At 48.5% G+C, this 24,818-nt stretch carries 18 protein-coding genes and 1 tRNA gene; 2 read left to right on the top strand and 17 right to left on the bottom strand.

All coding sequences use genetic code 11. The annotated features are described in order from the left end of the window. Window positions 1-15: 15 nt before the first annotated feature. Window positions 16-531 carry an ECF-type sigma factor gene (locus Mal48_RS07505; RefSeq protein WP_145197602.1) on the bottom strand — a complete coding sequence of 172 codons (516 nt, stop codon included), beginning with the start codon at window positions 529-531 and terminating at the stop codon, window positions 16-18. Between the two features lie 742 nt (window positions 532-1,273). Here Mal48_RS07505 and Mal48_RS07500 point away from each other — a divergent pair. Together Mal48_RS07500 and Mal48_RS07495 are read left to right on the top strand one after the other, a co-directional pair. After that, window positions 1,274-2,932, top strand: coding sequence for a hypothetical protein (locus Mal48_RS07500; protein ID WP_145197600.1), 1,659 nt, complete (start codon window positions 1,274-1,276; stop codon window positions 2,930-2,932). Between the two features lie 86 nt (window positions 2,933-3,018). Further along, the gene (locus Mal48_RS07495; RefSeq protein WP_145197598.1) at window positions 3,019-3,930 is read left to right on the top strand and encodes a hypothetical protein; all 912 of its coding nucleotides are present in this window, start codon (window positions 3,019-3,021) and stop codon (window positions 3,928-3,930) included. Here Mal48_RS07495 and Mal48_RS23210 read toward each other — a convergent pair. The 16 genes from Mal48_RS23210 to Mal48_RS07420 all read right to left on the bottom strand — a co-directional run bounded on the left by Mal48_RS23210 (window position 3,899) and on the right by Mal48_RS07420 (window position 24,781). Beyond that, window positions 3,899-4,096 (bottom strand): hypothetical protein, encoded by a 198-nt coding sequence (locus Mal48_RS23210; protein ID WP_197442147.1) that lies wholly within the window; start codon window positions 4,094-4,096, stop codon window positions 3,899-3,901. The genes Mal48_RS07495 and Mal48_RS23210 overlap by 32 nt on opposite strands. 185 nt (window positions 4,097-4,281) lie before the next feature. Further along, entirely contained in the window at window positions 4,282-4,506 is a 225-nt protein-coding gene (locus Mal48_RS07490) for a hypothetical protein (RefSeq protein ID WP_145197596.1), read from the bottom strand. 149 nt (window positions 4,507-4,655) lie between these two features. Beyond that, window positions 4,656-5,159, bottom strand: a complete 504-nt coding sequence (locus Mal48_RS07485; protein ID WP_145197594.1) for a hypothetical protein — start codon at window positions 5,157-5,159, stop codon at window positions 4,656-4,658. Window positions 5,160-5,661: 502 nt separating this feature from the next. After that, entirely contained in the window at window positions 5,662-6,699 is a 1,038-nt protein-coding gene (locus Mal48_RS07480) for a hypothetical protein (protein ID WP_145197592.1), read from the bottom strand. 25 nt (window positions 6,700-6,724) lie between these two features. After that, window positions 6,725-7,546, bottom strand: a complete 822-nt coding sequence (locus Mal48_RS07475) for an immunity 49 family protein (protein WP_145197590.1) — start codon at window positions 7,544-7,546, stop codon at window positions 6,725-6,727. An 803-nt stretch (window positions 7,547-8,349) separates the two neighbouring features. Next, window positions 8,350-8,424 (bottom strand) — tRNA-Pro (locus tag Mal48_RS07470). 240 nt (window positions 8,425-8,664) lie between these two features. Further along, window positions 8,665-10,974, bottom strand: a complete 2,310-nt coding sequence (locus Mal48_RS07465) for an efflux RND transporter permease subunit (protein WP_231739948.1) — start codon at window positions 10,972-10,974, stop codon at window positions 8,665-8,667. Window positions 10,975-11,041: 67 nt separating this feature from the next. Then, entirely contained in the window at window positions 11,042-13,144 is a 2,103-nt protein-coding gene (locus Mal48_RS07460; RefSeq protein ID WP_145197588.1) for a redoxin domain-containing protein, read from the bottom strand. A gap of 379 nt (window positions 13,145-13,523) precedes the next feature. Beyond that, window positions 13,524-14,444, bottom strand: coding sequence for a hypothetical protein (locus Mal48_RS07455; protein WP_145197586.1), 921 nt, complete (start codon window positions 14,442-14,444; stop codon window positions 13,524-13,526). Between the two features lie 358 nt (window positions 14,445-14,802). Further along, a complete protein-coding gene (locus Mal48_RS07450; protein WP_145197584.1) occupies window positions 14,803-16,359 on the bottom strand; it encodes a DUF7133 domain-containing protein in 1,557 nt (518 codons plus the stop codon). Then, on the bottom strand, window positions 16,353-18,770 hold the full coding sequence (locus Mal48_RS07445) for a c-type cytochrome (protein ID WP_197442145.1): 2,418 nt from the start codon (window positions 18,768-18,770) through the stop codon (window positions 16,353-16,355). The genes Mal48_RS07450 and Mal48_RS07445 overlap by 7 nt, the downstream gene beginning before the upstream one ends. Window positions 18,771-19,341: 571 nt before the next feature. Then, on the bottom strand, window positions 19,342-20,694 hold the full coding sequence (locus Mal48_RS07440) for a dihydrolipoyl dehydrogenase family protein (protein WP_145197580.1): 1,353 nt from the start codon (window positions 20,692-20,694) through the stop codon (window positions 19,342-19,344). Continuing rightward, window positions 20,691-21,200: a carboxymuconolactone decarboxylase family protein gene (locus Mal48_RS07435; RefSeq protein ID WP_145197578.1), complete on the bottom strand. Its 510-nt coding sequence runs from the start codon at window positions 21,198-21,200 to the stop codon at window positions 20,691-20,693. The genes Mal48_RS07440 and Mal48_RS07435 overlap by 4 nt, the downstream gene beginning before the upstream one ends. A gap of 852 nt (window positions 21,201-22,052) precedes the next feature. Next, complete coding sequence (locus Mal48_RS07430; protein ID WP_145197576.1) at window positions 22,053-22,667, bottom strand: YeeE/YedE family protein; 615 nt, start codon at window positions 22,665-22,667, stop codon at window positions 22,053-22,055. 144 nt (window positions 22,668-22,811) lie between these two features. Further along, window positions 22,812-23,372, bottom strand: a complete 561-nt coding sequence (locus Mal48_RS07425) for a YeeE/YedE thiosulfate transporter family protein (protein WP_197442144.1) — start codon at window positions 23,370-23,372, stop codon at window positions 22,812-22,814. Further along, entirely contained in the window at window positions 23,369-24,781 is a 1,413-nt protein-coding gene (locus Mal48_RS07420) for an MBL fold metallo-hydrolase (protein WP_145197574.1), read from the bottom strand. The genes Mal48_RS07425 and Mal48_RS07420 overlap by 4 nt, the downstream gene beginning before the upstream one ends. Between the last annotated feature and the right edge of the window lie 37 nt (window positions 24,782-24,818).

The following is a 24,818-nucleotide window of genomic DNA, read 5'->3' as shown; positions in this document are numbered from 1 at the left end:
GATGAATTCGATTTGCTAATCAGATGACAATTCCCGATACAGCCAAGCCTTGGCTGTGACCCATTCGTTGTTGACTGTCCCCAATGACACATCCAACTCTTTGGCGATTTCAGCTACTGTTAATCCGCCAAAGTATTTTAATTCGACCACTTTGGCTTGTCTTTGATTTTCCTCCCCCAATCGCTTGAGAACATCATCAAGCTCGAGTAGCCCAATAGTGTTGGCGGAATCCGCGACAGAAATGTTTAATGAAATCCCTCTCCCCGCTGATCCACCACGTGAAAGTGCTTTTCGACTTCGAGCATAATCGATCAAGAGCCGGCGAATCGCCACTGCGCCAGCTGCCAACACTTGAGAGCGATCTTCAAAGTTGAGATTTCTTTGTTCGATTAATTTCAGGTAAGCATCATTCAATAGCAATGTGGGTTGCAAAGAGTGACCTGGCTGTTCACGTGAGAGCGCCTTCTGACACATGACATGGAGTTGATCATAGAGTGACTGTTGCCACGCGGGTTCAGGAGATTCAGGCATCTGGGAGACCCCTCCTTTTCACATGCAGATTCTTAAGCTTTCGGAGTTTTTTTCGAAACTCAGTTTCGCCGAACGGATCAGCAGAGGCAAGAGAAAGAAATTCAATGAACATATAGAGTTGTGATCAGTCTCTAAATATGTTTGACAGTTCCATCAACGAGCATGACCTAAGAGACACCAATCATAGCCGACAATACGGACGCCACTTCAAGCTGGAAGGGCGACTTCAAGAACTTGATCCATGAGATTCGCAATATGCAAAAATTTTTGATTTTCTGTTGGACAAATTTTTCGTCAACTCCGCCAATGGTAGAAGAGCAAACAAAAAGTATGACTGTTTGTCCTGTATAATTTCGAATGCATGTTCAATCTGATAGATTTTGGAGTAAATATGGTCACTTCTGCACAGCATCCACATGATCGGAATAGAACCTGTATCACGTCATTGAAGCACGAGAGACGATTATCGATGGCCAAACTAGAGCAAGCTGATTCACAACAGCAATCGATGGAGACAAAGAAGGTTGAAGCGAGCCAGAGCCTTCTCGACAAATCGAAATCCTTCGCCTTGGACATTGCCTCGACTGCGAAAGCTGCATCACAGATCGCTCTCAAAAAGGCTGAACAAGCAAAAATAAACAATGTCGATTTGCCCAAGGCTTTCCTGAATTTAGGGCAACATGTCTACGAATCTGGACAGCTTCGAGAATCGTTGACCGAACCGTACACAAAGATTGACCAATTGAATCAGCAAATTGCCAATGTCAGTAAACGACTTGAAGAGAGAACAAGTGGTGAGAGGACGTCGGATAAGGCGAAGGCGTTAGCGGCAGATACAAGAGACAAAGGACAGATCAAAACGCTCCAGTTCAAATTGAAACAGGAATTTGTAAATCTCGGTAAAGCAGCATTTGCTGCTGAGGGAGCAAAGAGTGGTCCAGTTGAAATGGTCAATCATATTACAGAATTCCAGGACCGTCATACAAAATTGACTGACGAGATTGACAGCTTGAATTCACAGGGAAGCTCATCAATGTTCTCACCTAAACAATTTGCAGTGGGGGTATTTGTGGTTCTGGGCCTTACTGTGAGCCTCTTTGCGTATTCGATGTTCGCTGGAGGAAACGGAAATAGTGATGTTCAAGGTAATGGTGAGATTGCTTCTAAGGATGCAGATGATGATCAAAATCCGGGAGTTGGCAGCCAACAACCGACGTCGAAACCCTCCAAAGGTGAATTCAAGGAAATCAGCAACAACAAAAAGTTTTCGGGGCAGACTCCTGCTTCCCCTTTTGATGAGATCATCGAAGCTGAGATACCATTCGAATTACAGACACCAGATATCCCAAAAGAGGTTGTCAAGCTTTACCCAGCTACCGCTAAGGTCCTCAGTGGTGGTCGATTTGTTAGCTACACGAAAGGTGCCTATGCTTATCTCGACGACTTAAAAGAAGGAACATCGACCAGACTAGAGGGACGTGCAGCAAAATCAGTCTCTCCTTCTGGGAAGTATGTCTATGGCGTTGGTTCTGATAGTCTTTCACTACGTGAAGTAACACCGCGTGGTCTTAAAAAAATTCTCGAATTCCATCCCGATGGAGGACAGGTAACATTCGAAGGGATCCCTAGAATCCATAATGACTCAGCTGTTAACGATCTTGGCGGGTTTTCTCCAAAAGAAACATTTTTCATTGCCACCGATTCGTATAACTGGGGGCGTTATGACCCAGCTGATATTCTTCTAGTCTCAATTGCTCAAAGACGTGTTGTTCAGAAATTTTCTAATGTGATTCCTCCCCTCAGATTTTCTGACGACGAGCGGCGAGTGTACTGCAGGAATACACAGGGCTATTTGATGATGTATGAATGGGATGGAAAGCAATTTACTGGAAAGCAGAAATGGGATGCAGATCTGTATCACTATCATGCAGCGAACGATCTTTTCTTTTCTGCAACCGCGATGGGAAAAGACGGGACGAATCAGTGGGGCTTCGGTGTTTGGGACTACGCAAAGAACGATCCTGAACTGATTCGCTCCAAACCACTAGGGCTGAAAATGTGCGGCGGACCAGTCGGTGGCGGTCTGATTTCTTATGAAAAAAATCAAGAGACATTTAAAATAGTACCCTCAAATCCATTTCGTATGAGTGGTCATCGTGTTGCATGGTTCACATTAGAGTGTGATGAGTCGGATAATTTTCAAAAGCGGTGGCTCTATTATGCAGACATTAAAGAGGGGTTAATTAAGAAGTATCCTCTTCCATTCGGCGTCGATCATGGTCTTGAGTACGTCAAACCAATTGGTACCGAACTAATCGGATTGGATTATTCTGGACGGTACGCGTTCTTAACAAAGCTGGTGAAAGGTGAGATCGCTGTCTATCGGTTGGAGTCGAGGTGATCTTGGACCAAGATCTATCATTCACACGCGAGGAGATCATCACCGTTTGGACTTAGGTATCTATAGTATATGAATAAGGCGACAGAATGATATTTTCGTTTGATAAATATGATAAATACTGCAGCGCACCTTCAAATGCAGCTATTCAATTTGCTCGAACTCTTTTTGCTTTCATGTTGATGGGAGTTTGTTTCACGAGTGTTTCCTGTGGTCAATCCGATAATGTTCCGTCACCAGCAGAAGTGTTTGGGAAGAAGACTCCTGATATCCCTGAAGCGGGCGAGGAGGTACCAGAAACCTCGTTAACACCAGTTGAAATAGAAGAACGCAGACGTATTCACAAAAACGTCAAAGAGATTTTATGGAGCTACGAAGCAACGCGAAAGCGACATGTCAGAACAGAACAAGAGGATGCCAAAACGCATATGCGTGACCTGAAGGAACACAGAGACGATGGGAAATACACATGGCGTCGATGGCAAGCCTATGATTTGCGTTATGCTTTTTTTCTTGCCGCTGCGGATGCCCCCGAAGATTTGAATTTCTATGACTCAGATCGTCGTAGAAACCCAGAGTATTTTGACAAGATGAAACCATTCGTCGATCAAAATGAAATCTATGTAAAGCATCTTGATCGGAAACATTACTATGAAAAAATGTCCGTAAAGCTTTCACAGGAAGCTTTCGATCTAATCCGCTGGGATGCTTCGAGAAACAAATACCTTGTAGACAAAGACATCTATGACAAACTTAAGTCGATGGTCGGTGAACCACTCCCTGAGAAAAAACCATCAACCTTCGACAGCGATCCCAGCTCGCTGTTCGCCTCAGAAAACAACACTCCAAAACACAAATCGAAACAGCCAGCCTGGGGAAATTACCTCAACAGCGAAAAAGCACAAGAGTTCTGGAAGGGACAGTTAAGAAAAATTGAAACACTTGCCAAACAGAACAAAATCGTCTTCTTCACCCATTCTCAATATGACAAATTTCGGTAAGATGGCAGATGTAATTCGTGAGGTGACCGTCGCGATCCAGAAGTCCATCGCCGATGGCCACCGCTCGCGGATGATCGATGCCGACGACTTGGTCGAGGTACTCCTGTGATCCCCCATTGCTGAACTGCGTAACAACTCGGACAATGCCAAGACGTTCGCTCAACACTCATTAACCTCATCGATTCAATCTGGACAACCAAGTTGCCTCCGCCGCCGTTTTACCATGCGGATCGACTTCGATCTCACAGACCGTGTGTGAGTCCACCGTTCACTCTCTTCGACGGACTGTAGTGCTTCACGAATCGCCCAGAGATATTCTTTGCTAAAGATTTCCTCGCTGTAAATTCCTCCTCAGGCGTAGTACCAGTAGTTCACATCCCAACTCATCTCAAAATCGACACCTGATCCCCACTTCTTAAGAAGTTCACTTTCGATCGCATATTGAACAGAGAACACTTTCTCTCGAAACCGTTCTTGTTCAGCTTCGGTGACGACCGACTGTGCTTCGAAAGCTTTACGATATTCACTTCTGAAGTCGGCATAATCCAGCACGCTGTAACGGGTATTCGTGTCCATTCTGATCATTCGCGTGATGTGAAGTTCCCAGGTGAGCTTTGTTCTTACCTATTCCGATCTGCCGCAGCCCTCCAATGACGATCGTCGCACACAACGAAAACCCAACGACCTACAGGCAACGACCTAAATCTGCTTTCATGTCTTAACTCTCACTCAAGATACCGTGAGTACACCATCAGGATGCGTTCAAGATAAATCTCGTCCGTAACGACCGATACTTGCCGAATGAGTTTCTCTTCGAACCGGCGCAGGCTGTCACAGACTTGAGTGTCGCCATCGTCATATCTGAGAATGAGTTTGGGAAACCGTTCGACATCTGACTGGACAAATGCATCAAAAGGCTTGATAAAAGAGATTCTCTCACGCTGGTAAACGACCCCAGTCATCGGTCGGTAGTCGTTGACCTGGATGCCATCGGCGTCAAACATTAGTCTCTCAAATCCAGTGACTTCCTCCTCGAATTTCGAATCGCAGATCCGCAAGACAAGACCGGCCTGCGATTCGAGCGAGGGGAGTGAATTGACGTCACTTCTTCCGAGCAACCATCCGTACAACTCAGTGATTCGAGGATCAGCAGCGCCTTCCTCATACAAAATTTCATCGACAAGGTGTTCGTAACCCACAAGCTGCCAATGGCCTTCTAATTCAGTCATGCAGATCCCTCCTTCTGATTGCCTCCGCTAACCGGTACGCCGAGTCAGAGATTGCGGTGCTTTGTGCCCTGTTGCATTTTGTTTGAGTCATATTCCTGCTGAGTGAACCACCGTACGTGATCAATGCGCTTGTCCGACTCAAATACCTGCTGAACGTGATGCAGAATCGACTGGAGTGCATCATCGTAATGGCGGGCGAGCAACCAGTCGACAAGTGTGCGTTTTGGCTTAACGATCAACATCCATTTTTCTGCGATCTGAAGTAAACACCAAAGTTTCGCTTCGTTGCACTCGGCGTCAAATCACCAACCGTAAAAGCTGTGAATCTCGACCTCGGAACACTTCACACCCGCTTCTGTCAGTTGTGATCTCAGGAACTGCGTGAGCGCCTTCCCACCCGGACTGAGCGGATTTCCCTCATCCTCCCATTCGGTGTCATCTCAAACTCAATGTACGTACGATTTTCGATAGACGGTAAAGCTGGGAGTTCAAGGTGGCGACTTTATTGCTTCAGGAAGCCTCGCTCGGTGAGTAGTTTTCTCTTAAGGCTTGGGACGCTTTTCTGCATGTCTTCAACGTAATCTCCAGCAAAGTGATTCGAACCATCTGCCGGGAAAATCACGAAATCGTCGGTGCGTTTGATTTTGCCTGGCCACATGCTCATATGAAGCATAAGTGACACACGTCGGAGAGTCTCGCGAAGCAAGAACATATTGGATTCCAGATCCCATTCAAGCAATGAATAGATCACTTGAAAGCTTTGCATCAGTTCAGTATTCGAAGACAAGTCCGCATCAAACACACCATTATCTTGTTCTGGCAAGGTTTCCGCAATTCCCATCGTTGGATGCCAGAGAGCGTCGGAAACATTATGAGCAGGTTCGGTGGCCAGCTTATGCTGCCGCAATCTTTCGCCGAGACAGCGAACAATGCACTTGTAGTCCTCGCGCGGAGCATGGCTGTCGAAAAAGATCAGCCGGACACAGAAAATCTCTTCTGGAATTTCCAATTCGCCTACGGCCTGCGGAATCACTTTTACGAGACGCTGCGAGACGTCTTTGTACGGACCGTCAAGTACAACTTTCTTTTGACGCTTTTCACGATATGTCGCATGGTTCTTTTCGGCTTCGTCGGGAGTCGCTTCGTATGGAAACAACCAAGCTCCGGCATCCTCGGCCAGCCGCTCATCATCATAGACGATCGGCTCCATGATAAGTTGACACTTTCCATCGCGACGACGCATTCGAATCACATATTGAGCGTTTCGATGCGGCCAGCCGCTGTCTACTGGACGCTCAGAGAGCGTCAGCTTCAATGTGTCCCCCGCCAACTGCCATGTTCCCATGGTGCGATAGGTGACCAAGTCATTTGTATCGGTCAGAAATGTCGAATTCAAAACAAATTGCTTCTGCTCAAAGATGAACTCATCAGTCACAATTGTCCCGACACTCAAGGGGGTCCAATGACACCAGTTTCCAAGCAAAGAGTCAGGCGTGACTTCCACTTGCGGTAATCCATCGATCTCACTAATCGGTTCCATGTTAATTCTGTCCTCACTTGAGGTGCTAAGAAGACTTGTCGTTGATCAAGTAATCACTGACGATTCCGACATTCAAACCGCTTTCGAAAGCCAATTTGGCGGCCCCCGATAAGCCGATCGACAGAAAGCCTTCCCAATCGTCTTTGCGTGATGTAGTGGCGGACCAGTACTTCTTGTGTTTCTTGACCCCTTCCTTCAGCGTGTTGCTAAATCGGCCGTCTTCCGAAACTGCGTGGGTCACCGCGTGAATGAGAGGGACATCGATGTGAAGTACCCAAGACTTTTTGACATCACCCTGTTCGGGGTCTGTCGCTCGCATCGCCTGTAACAGAAGTGATCCCGTTTCATCATATTCGTGCCAGAATGAAATGAGCGATTCGATCAAGAGATACCGATGTTCAGGATGTTTCGTCGTCGAATTTCGCAACATTGACATCGGCACTTGACATAGCTGCTCAATCGCAACAGTGTCAGCAAATATCAGACTGAGCCAGTAAGCGTTCAGCCATTTTGTCGCTTCCACTTTCGACTCGTCGACAACACCTTCAAAACGTGTATTCTTCCCAGCCAATTCACATTCGACGGGCAATGACGAATGCACTGCCACTTTAAAGTGAGCGGCCAAAGCCTGACCTGCGATCCGAAGGCTTGAATTGATATCAACAGCACACGGATCGGCGACGCTCGCATAGCTTGCCAGCGCCATTGCGTTGGATGCGAGGATCGAGAGATTATTAGGATCAGCACAGGCATCTGCAACATCCTCGACAAGCGCCTTGCGGTGATCATCTAACTGCCAGGTGCAATAACCGACATCAACCTTGTGTCGTTTGACGGCTGTACTCATCTCATAGAGCCTATTTGCGAAGAGGCGAACTGACGTCTCGGTTCAAGTCGTAGATCCCGAATCACAATCGGTTTTCGATCATCCTTAATGGTAAACATACCAAGGACCATGAGACTTTTTGAAGAATGGCTTTTGCATAGTTTTCCCCTGTTGTCCTCATTTTAGGGACGAGATTGGGGATATGCGTGGAAAACTTCAAAAAGGACAGAAATGAGAAAACCTTGAAACTATCGTCGTTTCTGGGTTTCCATCAAGTCGAGAGTTCAGAGGCGCAGTTAAACTTTTTGTCGCCTCCGTCGCTGAGTGGGATGGCGATGTCGTTCGGTTGGTAATGGCGGCGTGAGTAATATTCCGGTCGAGAGATCAGTGTTTTTTCTCGTCGCCGTTACGAGCCGGAAGGCTGGCTACGATGAAAACGCATAGTGCTGTAAGCACTACGGCGAGCGGTGTGCTGATGGACGGCTGCAACCCCGATTTCGATATCAGAAATGAAGACAAAAGACCTCCAATACCACCTGCGGCGGCAAGTTTTGATCGGTCAGCCAGATTCATGATTCAATCTTCCTGAAGGAATCGGAGCAATGCGATAACTTATCTTAGCAAATCGCAAGTGCTATTTCATCAGACAAGGCCGGTTTGAACGATGCGAAGCTAATGACTGCCAATGACTTGCAGCAAAGTCGCTTCGGCAACCCTCAGAGAAAAGGACATCGTTTGAACCAAGCGAGATGAGCGAGAAACGCCGTGAGACCAAGCAAAAAGCCCACCGCCGAAAACGACGATGGGCTTTGTCTGAAAGATAGTCGGGGCGACACGATTTGAACGTGCGACCTCCTGCTCCCAAAGCAGGCGCTCTAGCCAAGCTGAGCTACGCCCCGAGTTTGTCTGGACGCAGGATAGGGATGTGAGGTTCGTCTCGTCAATCAAAGTTTGGGGGAGATTCCAAGAAATTTCAGTTTCTCGCAGAGATTGCCGCTCGAATGTGAGTGTGGAGAGCTGGTCGCATTAGTGTTTGCTCATCTGACGTCTCAATGATGGCAGAAAAACAGAATAAAGCCTGCATCTGTGTAGATGTGTCAGGCAGTTTTGATTTCCTCCGAATCATCGACGAATACAGATTAGATCGTTTTGTCAGATGCAGATGAGTTTTGATCTCGCTTTGGTGCGACGCCAAACATTGACAGGAGAGCAGGGAGGAAGACAAGGTCACCGAAAAGGGCTGCGGTGATGGTTATGCCGGCCATGGCTCCGAAAATTTGCTGATCCCGCATGTCGCTGAACAGGACTGTTGCAAAACCGACGTCGAGCACCAACGTGGTCATGATCAAAGCGGTCCCGGTCCCGATGAACGCTTTTCGAATTGCATCATGAGACGTCCTCGCCGTGCGGCCTTCTTCGAGGTATCGGGTCAGAAAGTGAATTGTGTCATCGACTGCAATTCCCAAGCAAACTGTAAATGCACAAACACTCACAACTTCAAGGGTATGCCCAGTCAAGGCAAGAGCGGCTCCTGTGACAGCTAATGGGAACATATTGGGGACAATTGAAATCAGACCAAGCCTGAGCGATCGATAGGAGATTCCAAGGACAATCAGAATGATGATTGAAGCACTTCCCAAACTGGTCGCGAGATCAACAACGATTTGATACAAATTTTCCCATCTCCAGACAGCTGACCCGGACATCTTAAAAACAAACTCCGGGTATTCGGCCTTCAGCTGAGCAAGTTGGACTTTGACACGTTCAAAAACTGGGCTGTATCGTGCGATGCCTAAGTCCTGAACCCGGAATTGAACAGTCGCGTGGCGTTGCTCGGGAGTGAAAAATGCACGCTTGAGCGGGGGTGGGAGGAGTTCGATGAGTGAGACGCGGTCTGCAACTTCACCTTCACCGGGGAGTGCATCGACGAGTTTGCTGATGGAGACCGGTGTTCCAATGAGGTCTTCATTTTCCAGAACCTCGGTCACCTTCCCGACAACTTCCAAAACGGCCGGGGATTTGGAATTGACCTTTTCACTCCAGTTGATATCGATTCGACCTTGCTCAAGGCCTCCGAAAGCTTTGTCCATGTGAAGCAATGCACGAGAGGCTTCCGATCCTGTGGGGAGAGACGTGATTTGTTTTTCGTCGGGGCTGAGCGTCAGTGATATCGACGCGAGGAGGATCGTTAACAAGATTCCAATCGTACCGATCACTTTGGGCCAGCGTAATACGAAATCGATGACCCCGCTGATGTGATGCAGATTTCTGTCGATGATTCCCTTCTCGTGGCCGTGATGAATCTTGCCCCCTAACCATGTTGAACAGGCCAAAGGGATCGACGTTATGACTGCGAAGAAAGTCAGAATGACTCCCATAACACAGCTCCAACCAAATTCACGCACAATTTCATGATGGGCCAGTGAGAGAGAGCCAAAGCCGATCGCAGTTGTGAGGGAAGTGAGAGCGCAGGCGAGTCCGACTTTGTGAATCCCAGCCCGAGCGGCCTCTTTTTCTGAAAGCCCAGCTGCACGTTGTCGACGGATTTCAACCATTAAGTGAACGCCATCGGTCAGCCCCACGAGGCTCAGCATGACCGGCAGGACGACGTCGTTAAATGGGTTGTTGGCAAAGTCAAAAAAGCGAATCACCCCCAAGGACCAGAAGACTCCCAAGATCGGGGCGATCGAGACGATCAGAACGGCACGGATTCCGCGAAACAGGATGATCGCCATCAGCAAAACCATCGTATAACCAATCGCCTGATATTTGATACGATTTGTTTGGTTCGCCTTGTAGAATGTGAGATACATCGGAACGCGACCCGTCACCAAAAATGAAAAATCGACACCAGGTAAATCTTCTACAGCGTTCTGCGAGACGGCTTTCAAGCCGTCCATCACATCTTCATCACGTTCAACGAACAACCAATTGATCGACAGCATCAACAGAGTGGTCTTGCCATCCTCGGAGAGAAACTGCCCGCCAATGAGTGGATGGTTGAGGGCCCGCTCTTTGGCTAGGTCGAACTGTCTCTCGGAAGCTGACGGTTTCGGAAGAATCGGTTCGCGCAACCCGAAGAGGTTCAACGGCGGAGCGGAGTCCATCCACAAAACATCGTCGATATAGTCCAGCGACTCGATTGCCTCGACAACTTTGCGCAAGCCTTGGGAAGATTCTTTCGTAAAAAAATCTTCTGAGTCGATCACCAGAACGACTTCCGCTTTGGCGAGTTCAATCGCTTCGACATCGGGCGATTGCTCGATTTCCTTCGGTCGTTCTGATTCAGATTTTGAGACTTGCTCTGGAGCAGATTCGAATAAACTTCGAATCGTACTGGGTGAGTAATAGCCCAGGAATGCAATTCCACTCATCAAGCTGAGTAGAAGTAAAGTGAGCCAGCGGTGATCCAGCGTCCATCCAAAGACGCGATTGAAAGGTCGAGACAAGGGAAAATTCTATTGCTAAGGAACTATTGCTAAGGAAATTGTTCGAAAAACGAAAGATACTGGGCGTCTACTTTTTGCGTCTCTTCAATTGCTGGATGGCGAGTCTGTAAATTTCATCCTTGCTGAGATATTGATTCCCGTCTCGGTTCAATCTGTTGAATCCAAAAGAGTTCATGGAGATTGGAAGCTCTTCACGGTAGATTTTCCCATCTTTGTTTTTGTCGAATCGTTCGAAAAACTGTGCAACAATCCGATCGGCTTCAACATCGTTTTTTGTTTTTGCTTGGCTGGAATCCGTATCGTAAGTTTTGGACGTTGTGGAGACAAATTTTCGGGGTTGTGCAACTGCATAAAACACCACAGCCATTTCTTCCCATGTCTGATCGCCCCAACTCACGTATTCATGCGGTGCTGGATTGACTGGATTCTTACTTGAGTTGTCAAAGGTCGCTGTAAAATTCAGCGAGTCAATTTCCTCTAGCGAAACTGGATTTTGAAGCTCGTAAAAGTGCTGCCAGTTAAAATCGTAGTGGGGGACATCGAGTAAGATTTCTTTTTCTCCCTGACTCGTCAGCGATGTCTGAAACGACTTACCACGGAGGTGCATGTGTGGCGTCATCGCAAGCAGTTCGCCGTGACTCGGGAGCTGTTTGATCTTTCCATGCACTTTGAAATTTGGGTCATTTGGAGGAATTTCAAAATCCTGATTGATTCCGACCAGCGTAAAGACCTCGTGTGTGATCTCCTGTTCATCACCAAACAGCAGACCAATCTGGGTTGTGTCAGCTTGTGGTACTCCGGTGGGAGTGTAGTGCATTTGAAAGACGAGCTTCGAACCAGCTGGGATTAAACGAGCGTACCCTGATTGCATGGTGAGCGGCTTCTGTCCGGGCACGTATCCGGAAAGCCAGCCGATGCCCTGAAAGTCGCTGCCATCAGGCGGGCGGATAAAAACGATCGCGTGATGGACAACAGATCGATTTCCTGGAATCACTTGTGCCCCTGTGACCCACTTGTCTTCTTTGAATTCAGGATCGACGACAAAATATTGATACTCAACAATCCCCTCAGAGGGAACCTGAAACGGCTTGGGACTCATGTTGAGGACGAGATCAGGCTGACTCCCAAGCTGCCAGACAGTTTGCGGTTTCAACGGGGGTGGAAGATCTTCTTTCTTTCCGAACGGCATGCCCCCTGCGACCCAATTTCGAAGTGACTCTTTGTCTTCTTCAGACATCCACCGGGCATTTGCGAAGTCTCCGTGAGATGGGCTAGCGTGCCAAGGTGGCATTCGTTTTTGGTCAACAACTTCGACAAGCATCTCTCCCCAACCAACGACTTCGTCATATTCCGTCAATGCAAACGGGCCAATTTCGCCTGCTTGGTGACACTCCACACAATGCTTTTGAAGGACGCGTGAAATCTCTTTCGCATAAGTGAGTGACGTCGTCGTTTCAGTTGGTGGAACGCGTCCAATCAGACATCCGACCGGTTCCGTCAAAGCGCGCGAGACCGGCTTTCCTGCGATCAATTCGTCGAGCGCCTCTTTGAGATCTTGACGGGCAGGCTTGGCTCTGCTCATTCCCGGTTGATACTGATCGTCGATACGGCCTCGGTATCGAATTTCAAATTTACTGTCGACGACGACGACTTCTGGCGTGCGTGTCACTTCATATGCGTCGGCAACCTTGTTGCCCACATCCTTGAGCATGGGGAACGTGACCCCGTGAGATTTCGCATAGCTGCGACACTCTTCCATTGAATCGTGCAGGTTACTGTTCACCCCAATGAACTCGACATTTTGCGAAGCATACGTCTCCGAAAGTTGCTGCAACCTTGGACCGTAAAGTTTCGCAAGAGGACACTCCGTTCCCAGAAAGCAGACAACCGTCAACGTTGTGCCGGATTCTCTAAAAATTTCGACAAGCTTCCCTTGAGTCGAGGGGAGTTCAAACTGATACGGCGAAAGAACCCGTTTCGTCTCATCGGCAGCTTGAGCCACGGATGAAAACAGAATGACACCACAGAGTGAAATCGCGAAATGAGATGGAGTGAAGACCCTGAAGCAGTTTCGCAATTCCCGCGCCCATGAAGAAATTGTTCTCGTTGCAAAAACGCAGAACTCCTTGAGGGAGATCGTGAAGTCGAGTTCCTTAAATGCTTTCAACATACTTACAGCTTCAATTATAAATTCGAAAAAATATCGAAAGAGCGATTCTACTCAGCGAACGTTATAAGTCCTCGCAGGACAGTGGTCCTGCGAGGACTTTATCATCGTAGAAGTATGATAAGCAAAAACGAGCGATTATCCTAATTTGATCCTTCAAACTCCATCTATCCGATAAATTCCCGAGATTGAAAGTGCCGACGATTGAAGAACGTCTGTGGGTCACATGTCGTCGCTTTCGAGATCTATTGTCAATCTTCTGGTGGAAGAGTGAGGTTCACCCAGTTAGCGTTGACAAAGTGAGGGGAGTAACATCTCACGTGACTCGAATTGTTTCGATTGGACAGATCCTCTCGTCCCCCGGGACCGGGGAGGACTTTCATTACTTGATGTTTTTCGACTTTATCTTCATCGTCAAATCGAGTTTAGCTGGGAGCTCCATGCCGGAAGTGAGGAAGGTCAATTCACCGACAACATGAGTCACATCTGACGACTCAACCACTTGCTTGAGCTCTGGATCATACCACAAAACACCTTTGGATGATTCGACCTTTAAGTCGCTATCCTTCAACTCCACCGGTAATGCACCCCCCCCCGTGATGTCATATTGAATGGACTTTGTGACAGCTTTGATCTTCTCCATTTTCTTGCCGTTATGCTCTTCAGTCCCCACGTAAGTGTATTCACGAACGGAGTAGAATGTCTGACCGTTGCCCAAGTTCGCCTCTTCGTTACGTTCCCACTTCTCTCCGACCTTGACGGTTTTGCCCGGGAGCCGATTGATTGTTGTTTTAGAATCAATGATCCGCTGCTCTTGAGAGACTTGGTCCTTGAACCCTTCTGGAACCTTACTCAGAAAGTCGTCATGATATTTCAGACCGGTCACCTGGCGATTTCCGTCTAGCTCGGTGGTCCATGTTGAACTTGCCATCAGTTTGAGGAACTTGACAACGTCTCCAAATGGGGCAGGGGGGATCTCAACATTTGGATTCCCAGAGTCGAACGAAATGCTTTGACCACCGGGCAACTTCAACTCCATCAGTACTGCACTAAATCTTCCACCGAGAACGGCTTTGTCTGAGTCAACTTCCTTCACGGTCTCTTCAGTTGTGAGAAAGTTCTCGGCGCCGGTTTCGACGTTCATTCCTGCGATGATCAATGTTTGTTCAATATTGGTTTCGATCTCCGTCTTTACAACCTGACCTTTTCGATACTCAGGGGCGTGGACAAGCTCTGCATCGGCGAAAAGTTGAGAAACGCCAATTGAGGAGACGACGAGAAGTGAATAGAAAATACGGCGCATCAGATCGATTCTTTCAACGTGAGGAATTGAAGTTGAGCAGAGAAGCTTCGAATGACTACGAAATATTCGTTTCAAATCGTTGAATATTTTCCACTTTATCCAGAATTGAGCCTGAAACCTGAAATTGCTCTGTTTGAACAGCGACTTATGAGATCATACCTGCGTCGGTGCTGTTCAGTTTCAAATACCTCGAATACATCCAAATTATTAACACACCGACTTGAGCAGCCAAAGACTGGGTGATCATGGTGCGTCTTTGTGAATTCCTGTAACCCTTCGTTTCCTTCTCTCTTTATTCTGCGAGAACCGAAAAGCGACGTGCCTCTTCACGCCGAAGTTTGAAAATTCGAAAAACTTTTTAATCGGGGATGCGATTCAGTGTGTAATACGCTTGAGGGTGAAGCAATGGTTCGTTGTCGCGGCTGCGAATTCCCTTTGCTTCCAATTCATGCACATAAAGTTCTCGCCTTCCCTCGACTTTCAATGCGACTTTGAGCCCATCATCCGACACGGTGATTTTTGAAATTGAGTTGCGTTGAGTCTGAATTTCATCGCTTCCATATGTCGAGTGATACAAATATGTGTAGTTGCTGAGCGTATAAGACTCTGGATTCGTCGCGGTCTCAGGATCGACAGGTTCCGTGAATATCAGATCGAACCCATTCTTCGTAGCGTGCATTTCTTTGATTTCGAATGGTGTTTTTCCGGACCAAACAAGTCGTTGCAGTCCGTATGAAGCTGCCCCCAAACTACTCCAACCGCGATTCGTCAGTCCGGCGAAGACGCTGCCATCTTCTCCCTGTTCGAGACGCAGAACCGCTGACGCGAATCCATGTCGAAACGGGAAGCAAGCTCCCTGATACTCGCCGTCAACTTTCTCTAAGAAGACACGATTTATCGCAGCTTGTGTAAACTCGCCGACGAAGAACTGTCCGGCGAATGGGCCGAATTTTCCTTCGCTTTTATCGAGCATAATATCCGTTCCCGATTGACCAACTTTCTTGTACGGAAACCAGATTGCCGGTGGAACGAGTTGTGGGAACTTTTCGATTGCTTGCGGAAATGGAACTCCGTTCGGAATGTTCTCGACATCGTGTATTGTCGAACCCGGTTGGCTCATCGAAGCGAGGGCTTCGACGTGATGGAAGAAGGCCCCCTCGCGCATGTGGTGTAATGTATTCGTGGCAACCCAGTTTCCCTGCTGATCGGTGTAGAACATGTCTCCTTCGGCATTACTCCCTATTCCGCTCGGAGAACGCATCCCGGCACAAACCGGAATCAGCTCACCTTTCGGAGTAATCTTCATTCCCCAGCCGCGCCACAATGCCTGTCGATATCCAAGCTTGGGATCCTGAATTGTTCGTTTGAGAAGATCTCCTTTCAATCCAAGACCGATGTTCAGAGTGACCCACATGTTCCCGTCGCAGTCGAGCTTAGGACCGAAAGCATACTCGTGATAATGCCCGGTCACGCCCCAACCTTTGGCAACGGTTGTGTATTCGTCCGCGACTCCGTCGCCATCGTTGTCTTTAATTCGCGTCAATTCAGAACGTTGTGTCGTATAGAATGCTCCATCATTCCAGATCAACCCGAGTGGTTCATGAAGAGCTGTTGCAAATTTTTGATACGTCACATTCTTTGGCGGGTTTTCATAAACTCCATCCAGAATCCAGATTTCCCCCTTACGAATGGCGACCGCTATTCGACCATCCTCAAGTGCCGCGATCCCACTCACTTCAAGAACGAGATCGTCTGGAGCCGGTTTCCAGTTCTTCGAGCGCGAATCCGTTTTCGCAGCCGATGTCACAATTGAAATCAGTGGGTAGTATTCTTCTTCACCAGCTTGCGAATGTGATGACATCAACAACGAGGTGAAAACGAAAAACAGGGTCAGTGTTCGTGTCAGTTTCACCATTTGTAAACGACCTCAAATTCAATTCGTTCAGGTTGAGAGTGGATTGTGGAGAGGCAAAAATTTTCAAGCGGCCTCTCAGGAGTGTGCATCACGTAAGGTGTCAAAGGAGAGTTGGCGGGTAACTTCACCGTTAGTCCGCTCTCGTTGACGAATGTCTTGTCATCGACCTTTTCAATCTTCTTCCCAGTCAGGAGCTTGAACAGGAATACGACCTTTGAAGTTTCGACCGTTGTTTCCTCGGCTGAGCTTTTGATCACAAACTGACGATGCAGTTCTCCACTCTTGGCAGGAACGATACGTTCTTCGATTAAGTATCCCCCCATCTTGTAACGGAAGGTTGGAATCCCGGCCTGATCGAGTTGATACCCAACAAAATCTTTTTTTATCAGTTTTCCAAAATGCTGAAGCACATCAGTGCTTCCGCCGCCAGGTTTGGAGTTGCCGTATGAGAGAGAATTGTGAAAGTCAATCCGATTTGTCCCGAGTGGTTCAGCCAAGGGGGTGAATCGGTCGAACCAGGTTCCGTGAGCATCAAGGAAACGACCTTTCCAGGCTTCGACCAATTGACACGTTTCTGCATCAAAGGCAAAGTGAATTTTCTCAGGAAAGCCAACTGCGATTGCGTGCATTCCTGCTTTGCCCATAAAGGTTCGCAGCACGATTGGCTTGTCGGTTGGAACGAGTTCAAAACTCTTTGAACGAGCTTCCAGAATTTTCTCCGGGAGTGGATGCTTTCCATTCTCTTTCAAGTACGCCCAAATCGCTGCGATTTGTTGATCGACATCTCCGGCGAGAATATCCGGATTCGAACTGACTCCATTCGGAAAGAAGGTCGGCATGCGCGTCCGTTGCTTCAGGTCGATCGGATTCCGCAGGAATTCTTTGAACCAGGCAGGTCGAACACGATTGTGAACACCGTTCAAATCTGTCCCGACGACACTCGCCAAACTTTCCCCTCGCAGCGGATGACACTGGATGCATCCGGTATTGAGAAGTTGCCGGCCAGGCTGAGCCAGATTTGCAAGGTCGCCAAAGACTTCCTTTTCACTCGCTGCATTCACCTCGTCCGCAATGGCAATTTGCTTGGGAAGCTGTCGTGTCAAAGCTTTTGAGAAAATCGGCATCCGAATTGTCATGTGGGGACGGATATCGCCTTTTCCATCCAGAACCCTCGCAAACCACGACGGAGTCAACTTCTTGCCAACATGTGTGAGGGAGGGCGGCAAACGACCTTCGTCACCGATATCAACATGACCGACCGTTTCAAAATATTGTTGACGCTTCCGGCCCACGCCGCCAAGCGTATCCCGTTCGTGACAGGCGAAGCAATTTAACTGCAACATTCGTAGATCGTGGTGGCTGGCAGTCGCCTGCGATTCACTCTTGTCAGAATCCGCAACAAGTTTTGTTATCTGTTCTTCGCTTAAAACATACGCCGGTTGTTTCATAGTCGAGTTCGTAAAACAGGATTGTTCAGACTTCAAATTCAGATTCGCAAGTGGCGTCTTCGCGGGATTCGATTCGATTCCCTTGATGTTGTGGCAGTTCACACAACGAAGTTCCATAAAATACTTTTTCCCTTCTGCGATGAGTTGCGCATCCTGGGATGGAACAATGCTTGCTGCAGATTTTTTTTGGCTGCGTAGCAAATAGGCCGCAATATCAGCTGCTTCAGAGGGAAGCAGCTTGAGATTTGGCATGCGGCCCGATGGACGGTCACGGTCTGGGTTATGGAGAAAATGGGAGAGTGAAAGAAGAGTGTACTTCTTGTTTAAATCGCCATGTGGAATCGAATTGACAGTCCGCGCTGCTCCACTCAAGCCCAGTTCTTTTAATTCCTCTGGGTCAAGTTGTTCGATCAACCTGTCAAGCGCCGAAGAAGTGCTTCCAGCTGTTTCGAAATCGGAATCGGGTGCATGACAGGCGACGCATCCGACGGAATGATAAAGCTTGCCACCTTCTTCAACAGATCCTTTCAGCCAGAATTCATGAGTGACCGGGATCAGCCCTGTGGCTTTGAGTTGCGGGAAAGGACTTTGCTGCGTAGATAAAAATGCAGTGAGTGCAACTGCGACCTTTTCTTTCTCAGCATCGGAGAGCCCATGCAGGACGTCCGGCATCGTTGTCCCCGGCTTCACTCCTTGCGGGTTAATGAGATAGTCGTGCAGCCATTCCGCTGAAAGACGGGTCCCGGCTCCCTCAAGATTCGGCCCTCCTTTAGCAACAAGGGCTTCCTCATCCGATTGATGACATGCAGTACAACTCAACTCCGTGATTAATAATTCGCGGGTGAGGGCTTCATCAATTTCGTCATGCTTCCCAAACCGGTCAAAGGCTGCGATGAAATGCTTCGCAGGCTCGGCGTGAACATGCGACGAAGACTGAATGACACAGAGAGAAACAAAAACCACAATAGAGATGCTGTGACAGCAAACTCTCATAACAACTCCTCGACAAGCTCTGAACGTTTTAGAACTGGTCTCAAATCTTGCTGTTCACTTCTCTGATACAGAGAAAGATCGCAATTCCATAGGTCTTGAGACTGCTTCTAACGTCCTTGTTTTCCAGATCAAGCCGTTCACTTTAGAAACAGGACATCCGACTCTGCAAGGTGATGCTGTGATGTTCATGAAATTCGGCAGTAGAAGACTCATCGCAATCCTTGCGAGAGGCAGTAAAACGGGGACCTCAAGCAGCGAGAGCATTGAAGAGCAGGGGGAGGAAGAGGAGAGCAGGGGGGGAGGGGCATCAGAAAGGCAATAGCAGTAAATGAAAAGGGGCTTTGACTTGACTCTTCATTTCAGATTTTCGAACCGTGAACGATTTTCAAAGCTGAGCAACGCCTGTGTATTTTGGGCAGGTAATCGTCATGAAGGCAATCGTCATGAAAGTGAACAGAGACACAGAAAGCGTTGTGACTCTGTTCAGCTCCGAACTCTTATTCAGAATTTTGCGAGAGCAAATTTGTCTCTGACAGTTCGGTCAAACCATTTGCCGCAAATCGGCAGAGCTGGTGGGAAAGGCGAAGAGTGCCGATTTCAAATCTTTGGCACTCAGGTTGAAACGCTGCGCGAGTGCAAACAGGTTGATCATTTCATCTGCATCAGGACCGAGAAGGTGGGCCCCTAGAATTTTGTTGGATTGCTTGTCGAGAATCACTTTGAAGCCCGCAACCGTATCGCCGGTCTTACGGTTACTGCCCCATCTCGACGTCTCATTAAATCGGACGTCGATATCTGGGCTCATCTCTCGAGCCTGCTGCTCAGACATTCCGACTGCTGCAATTGAGGGAATTGTGAATACAACCTGGGGGATCTGACCGTAACTTGGTTGGAGCTCAGGATTGTCTGCGAATAAATTCTTCGCAATGATACGGGCTTCCTCGTTTGCGGTGGGGGTCAGTTTCGGCTGTCCGCTCGCTGCACAGTCTCCGGCGGCATAGACATCCGGGTTTGAAACGCTCCGCATAGAATCGTCGACAACGATTCCATTTGCTTCATATTTGACGTTACCGGCTTCAAGTTGAAGATCGGAAATACTTGGAACCCGCCCAGCTCCGTGGACAACCAGATCACAGTCAATGGTGTCCCCTCCCTCCAGAACGACCTTCAGAGAATCTTCCGCTGCAATTTCAACGGCGACGACCCGACTTCCAAATCGAAAGCGAATTCCGCACTTTTCGGAATATCCCTGAAGCAGTTTGACTAAGTCAGGATCGAAGCTGTTAAGAACTCGTTCGTGATGATCGACAACTGTCACTGACTTGCCGCAACGAGCAACGACATGTGCAAACTCCATCGAAACATATCCACCACCGACAAACAAGACACGATCTGGAAGACTCTTTAACTCCATAAACTGGTCACTTTGAATGACCCATTCTTCACCTGGGATGTCGAGTGGTGCCGGTTTTGCCCCGGTTGCGATGACGATTTTTTTGGCCCTGAGTCTCAGCTCGTTGACCGTAATTTCATTCTGACTTGTGAATGCCGGAATGCCCTGAAATGTCGCGATCCCGTCATCATGAAACGACCTTTCGCTCTTTTCTGCGACAGGCTCAGTGAATGTTTTTTTGAATGCCAGTAACTGCGCCCAGTCGATTGCAACTCCACAGTCGTTAATCAGTTTTCCATCCGCTCTCTGAACCTGATCAACGATGGACGCAGCATTCACATAGACCTTCTTAGGATTGCAGCCGCGCAGGGCACACGTTCCACCGAATTCTCGCGATTCGATAATCGCAGTGTTGTGTCCAGACTTCGCGGCCTTGCGTGCAATCGTTGAGCCAGCCGGTCCCGTCCCGAGTACAATGACGTCAAAATGAGATGAATTCATGGCAATTCAATGTCCAATCCGTGGTTGACTCGATTTGTGAAATTCGCAAACGCGACCGTTGCAGCCAGCGTGACGATTTGCTGTTCGTCAAGAAAGTTCTTCAAGTTCGCCATCACCTGAGGATCGACTTTCTTCGTCTTCGTAAGTTCTTCAGCATAACTCAAAATGACACGCTCTTTATCATCGAACAGCTTGGAGTTAACGTCCATTGAATCGAGCTGCTCCTCCGACAGCCCCGCTTTCTTAGCAGCCTGGCGATGGTAATGTGAGCAGTAGTCGCATGAATTAACCCGTGAGACCTTATAATATGCCAGTTCCCGATAAAGATCTGGCAAGTCATTTTGAATGCCGTCATTGATCTGGGTGACACCGCCGAGAACATCCGGCTGATGAGCTAATGTGCTGAATAAGTTTAGTGACTTCCCAAATTTCTCCTTGATTGCTTTGAGCAATGGTTTCGAATCTTCCGGGGCTTCTTCAATTTCCAGAGGGGGAACGTAAGGCATTTTTATCCTCTTTGATGTATGGCAAAAAAACAAATGAGCAAAGTGTAAAACAGAGTGAGAGAAGAGATTGAAAAACGCCTTGGTGATGGATCCTATTTAGCGAAGCTCAATCTACTTCAGTGCTTGTTCAAGCTCTTCAGCTCACTCGTCAATACAGAAATGCAAAGCGCATACCAACTCCTTTATCGACCTTCTGAATGTTCGTACCATTTGAAACATATGAAAACGTATCTGCCCCGCTTCAAATCCCCGCCAGGAATTCTCAGCCAGCAACGTCTCGCCGTGCTATAACGATTTACGGTCGCCCCGCAATCAGCGTGGTCGCTGAGCAACCATCGTGACGTCGACTCGCTTTATCAGGCAGACGAACCTTTGTAGATGAAACCAAGCCAGTCAGAGTCGGTCTTACCAAGGACGGGAGAGTCCGTTGACGGGGTGAGTCGTGAAACAGCTTCGACAACCTGAGCTGAGTCGATCGACTTTCCGAGAAACGAATTGCAGTCTGGTCGCCATCCAGACGCGGCATCTGTTGCTCAAGAGAAGCAGCTTCATTGACCGGGTGGTCAAGTGGCTTCTTGAAAACATCTCCGGCGAAAGCGTGCCTCTTCCAGCTCGCTGTCAGAAATCTTCCTCTTCAACTGTTGAGAGAATCGCTCAATGTCTATGTCCACCTAGAGCAAATCTGGAACCAGTCCGGAAACTTGTGGAATGATGACTTTTCTCAGTGTTTAAGAGCACAAGTTCAGGTTTCAGGATCAGTTCTAAAACTCGTCTTAACAGTACTGTCGCGTGGCATCAGCGTATGAACTTGTGAAAACGTACTTCGCGGAGAAGAGAAGCATTGGAAATGCTCTAACGGACCGTGGTCACTTCGAGAATGGCCAATACAACAGCCAGGATCGCTGCGCTGCCGATGACGACGACAGCCCGATTGAACGGCAGAATGTCATGTAAAGTCAGCTTGCCTTGATCTCCCATCGGATCGATGTTTCGACTGATCCAGCTCGAGGCTTCTGCAAACATGAACGAACCGGCGATCATGCCAGCAACCATCGCAAGTGCATCGAAATTACCTTGCCCCAATGCAGCTGCACCGGTTCCGGGACAGTAAGCTGACAACGCGAAGCCAGCTCCGAAGAGCAAACCTCCGATGACATTCGATGCGATTCGTGTTGGTTTAACATGTAGCTCAACAAGCTTCAGATGATGCATTAAATGAACCCCTAATGTCCCAACAACAACTGCCGAGAGCATCACCTTCACGACAGTAAAATCTTCGAGCAGGAGTTGACCAATTAAAACATGGAACTTCGCGACTCCACCTTTTTGCAACAGGAATCCGAAGACCACTCCAAAGAGAAGCCCCTGAACGAGCGACTTGGTCGGAGCGGGATTTCTGCTTTCCGATTCTTCTGATTCTTTTTTGGGTGCTTCGTCGAGTTGCGTTTTTTCGAGCGTCGTGGCCATTGTCGATACTCCACAGTTTTGGTTCATGGGATGACTGAATCTTTATGATTTGCCTTAACAGTTCTGTCTCGTGGCGAATAGCATTTTTACTAGAGAAATACGTTCTTCACGGGCTCACGGTGGAGCAAACTACTCTAGTGATTCTTACAGGCCGAACATCAACATGGCTGTGATGATGCCGCCAACAAAGAAGCAGATCGCTGCGATCCACGAACCGATCCCCAGCTGCAACGTCCCGCTGATGCCATGACCACTTGTGCATCCGCCTGCCATCCGAGCACCAAATGCCATCAGCATACCGCCCGCAAGTGCAACACTGATCCGCAGCAAATTGCTGTCTGCACCGAAACGCTCTACCCACATTGCCGGTAGCAGCTGACCTGTGAACTCGCCTCCACTCCATGCTGCAAAGAACGATCCGATGATCACCCCGAAGACAAGCATCAACTCCCATCCAGGACGAGGTGGGTTGTCCTGAAAATACTTCAGCGACCGAGTATGTTTAGGGGTAAAGAGGTCTCCGAGCATTCCCGATATCCGGGCGTAGGCCGTCGATGCCCCCAGCGGTTTGTTCGAGATATAGAATGTGAACATCGACAAAACACCGATCAGAGCGCCGACGACGTACGGTGACCAGGCCGGTCCGGGATATTGCAGAGGGTCTGCCTCCCCCAACACTGAAAGCCTTGAAAGAATCATATTCATACTGTCGCCTCCTCCGGTTTTTCGATGTCATACCCAACTGCCTTCCAAGCACCCCAGCTACCCGGAACATTGGAGACATCCGAGAATCCACGAGATTGCATCAAACTTGATGCAATACTGGCTCGGTATCCGCTCGCGCAATAGGTGATGTATCGCCCCGCCTTGTCCAACCCACTGATTCGGTCACGCATGTCGGCAATAAACTGATGCTGAGCTCCAGGAATGCGTCCTGATTCCCACTCAGCCGGTGAACGGACATCCAAGAGTGTAAAATCACCCTCACTTATCTGCATTTCACGAAGCTCCTCGACAGTGACTTGCCGTGTTGACTCCATTGGTAAGCCGGCGACTTCCCAGGCCTTCATCCCACCTGCCAGATAACCAGCAAACCGTGAGTGGCCGGTCCTGACAATAAGACGCTGAACCTGCTCGACCTCTTTGTCATCATCGACAATCAGTAACAACCGTTGATCCAAATCGAACAGTTGCCCAACCCATGCCGACATCTCCGGTCGATCGCCAATGTTGATAGCTCCTGAGACATGACCTCCTCCGAACGCCAACATTGAGCGTGTGTCAAGAATGACCACGCCGGCTTCGCGCATGACTTTGCGAAACTTGTCCGGGGGGAGTGCGCGAATGGTCGGCAGCCGATCCATCACTTCGGGGCCGGAGGCGTTCACCTTCTTCAGCTCAGGATAGTGCCACGGTACAGGCGGAGCATCGTTGATTACGAATTCTTGAAATGTCTGCAAGTCCGGGAACTTCAAGAAAGCATTTGTGCGACGCTCATAACCAATCGTGCTGCAAAGCCGATCGCCGATATCGGCACCACAAGCTGAACCAGCCCCGTGTCCGGGATAGATCGTGACGAAGTCGTCCAGCTTAAGATAATAGTCATACAATGTCCGATAAAGGTCTTCACTCAGAGCTTCTGTCTGATCCCCGCCTAGCAAATCTGGACGCCCCGCTGAACCAACAAAGAGCGAATCACCAGTGAAAATTGCAAAAGGTCGATCAGGATTCTTTGCTTCACAAATTTCAAATGAAAGATGCTCTGGCGTGTGACCGGGTGTGTGGCGCGCGACCAGAAGAAAACCTCCGAAATCAAACGTCTCACCGTCGCTGATGACATTTCCGGGGAATTGGTAACCTGCATTTTCACCACTTAACCAGATCTCGGCGGTGCCCAGTCTGGCAGAGAGTGAAAGACTCCCCGAGACGAAGTCGGCATGAATATGGGTCTCAAAAATGTGAGTAATTGAAACGCCATGTTTGCGAGCAAGCTCCTCATAGATTTCAACGTCGGTGCGAGGATCGATCACTGCAGCTCGACCGGTTTCTGTGTCGCCGACGAAATACGAGAGTTGTGCAATTCCGTCTGTCAAAACGGTTTCCAGGACAAACATGATCTGCTCCAGTTTTGGTTTTAATTCGTTCGAGTTC

The sequence above is a fragment of the Thalassoglobus polymorphus genome (assembly GCF_007744255.1).
Classification (GTDB): domain Bacteria; phylum Planctomycetota; class Planctomycetia; order Planctomycetales; family Planctomycetaceae; genus Thalassoglobus; species Thalassoglobus polymorphus.
The sequence above is the reverse complement of the archived record's forward strand: the minus strand, read 5'-3'. Positions and strand labels throughout refer to the sequence as shown.

What these genes read in the sequence shown, in the direction of transcription:
- Mal48_RS07450 (WP_145197584.1), bottom strand. Translation starts at nt 16,359, where the DNA reads ATGGTGAAACTGACACGAACACTGACCCTGTTTTTCGTTTTCACCTCG.
- Mal48_RS07425 (WP_197442144.1), bottom strand. Translation starts at nt 23,372, where the DNA reads ATGAATATGATTCTTTCAAGGCTTTCAGTGTTGGGGGAGGCAGACCCT.
- Mal48_RS07420 (WP_145197574.1), bottom strand. Translation starts at nt 24,781, where the DNA reads ATGTTTGTCCTGGAAACCGTTTTGACAGACGGAATTGCACAACTCTCG.
- Mal48_RS07460 (WP_145197588.1), bottom strand. Translation starts at nt 13,144, where the DNA reads ATGTTGAAAGCATTTAAGGAACTCGACTTCACGATCTCCCTCAAGGAG.
- Mal48_RS07480 (WP_145197592.1), bottom strand. Translation starts at nt 6,699, where the DNA reads ATGGAACCGATTAGTGAGATCGATGGATTACCGCAAGTGGAAGTCACG.
- Mal48_RS07430 (WP_145197576.1), bottom strand. Translation starts at nt 22,667, where the DNA reads ATGGCCACGACGCTCGAAAAAACGCAACTCGACGAAGCACCCAAAAAA.
- Mal48_RS07490 (WP_145197596.1), bottom strand. Translation starts at nt 4,506, where the DNA reads ATGGACACGAATACCCGTTACAGCGTGCTGGATTATGCCGACTTCAGA.
- Mal48_RS07455 (WP_145197586.1), bottom strand. Translation starts at nt 14,444, where the DNA reads ATGCGCCGTATTTTCTATTCACTTCTCGTCGTCTCCTCAATTGGCGTT.
- Mal48_RS07435 (WP_145197578.1), bottom strand. Translation starts at nt 21,200, where the DNA reads ATGCCTTACGTTCCCCCTCTGGAAATTGAAGAAGCCCCGGAAGATTCG.
- Mal48_RS07495 (WP_145197598.1), top strand. Translation starts at nt 3,019, where the DNA reads ATGATATTTTCGTTTGATAAATATGATAAATACTGCAGCGCACCTTCA.
- Mal48_RS07505 (WP_145197602.1), bottom strand. Translation starts at nt 531, where the DNA reads ATGCCTGAATCTCCTGAACCCGCGTGGCAACAGTCACTCTATGATCAA.
- Mal48_RS07440 (WP_145197580.1), bottom strand. Translation starts at nt 20,694, where the DNA reads ATGAATTCATCTCATTTTGACGTCATTGTACTCGGGACGGGACCGGCT.
- Mal48_RS07475 (WP_145197590.1), bottom strand. Translation starts at nt 7,546, where the DNA reads ATGAGTACAGCCGTCAAACGACACAAGGTTGATGTCGGTTATTGCACC.
- Mal48_RS07485 (WP_145197594.1), bottom strand. Translation starts at nt 5,159, where the DNA reads ATGACTGAATTAGAAGGCCATTGGCAGCTTGTGGGTTACGAACACCTT.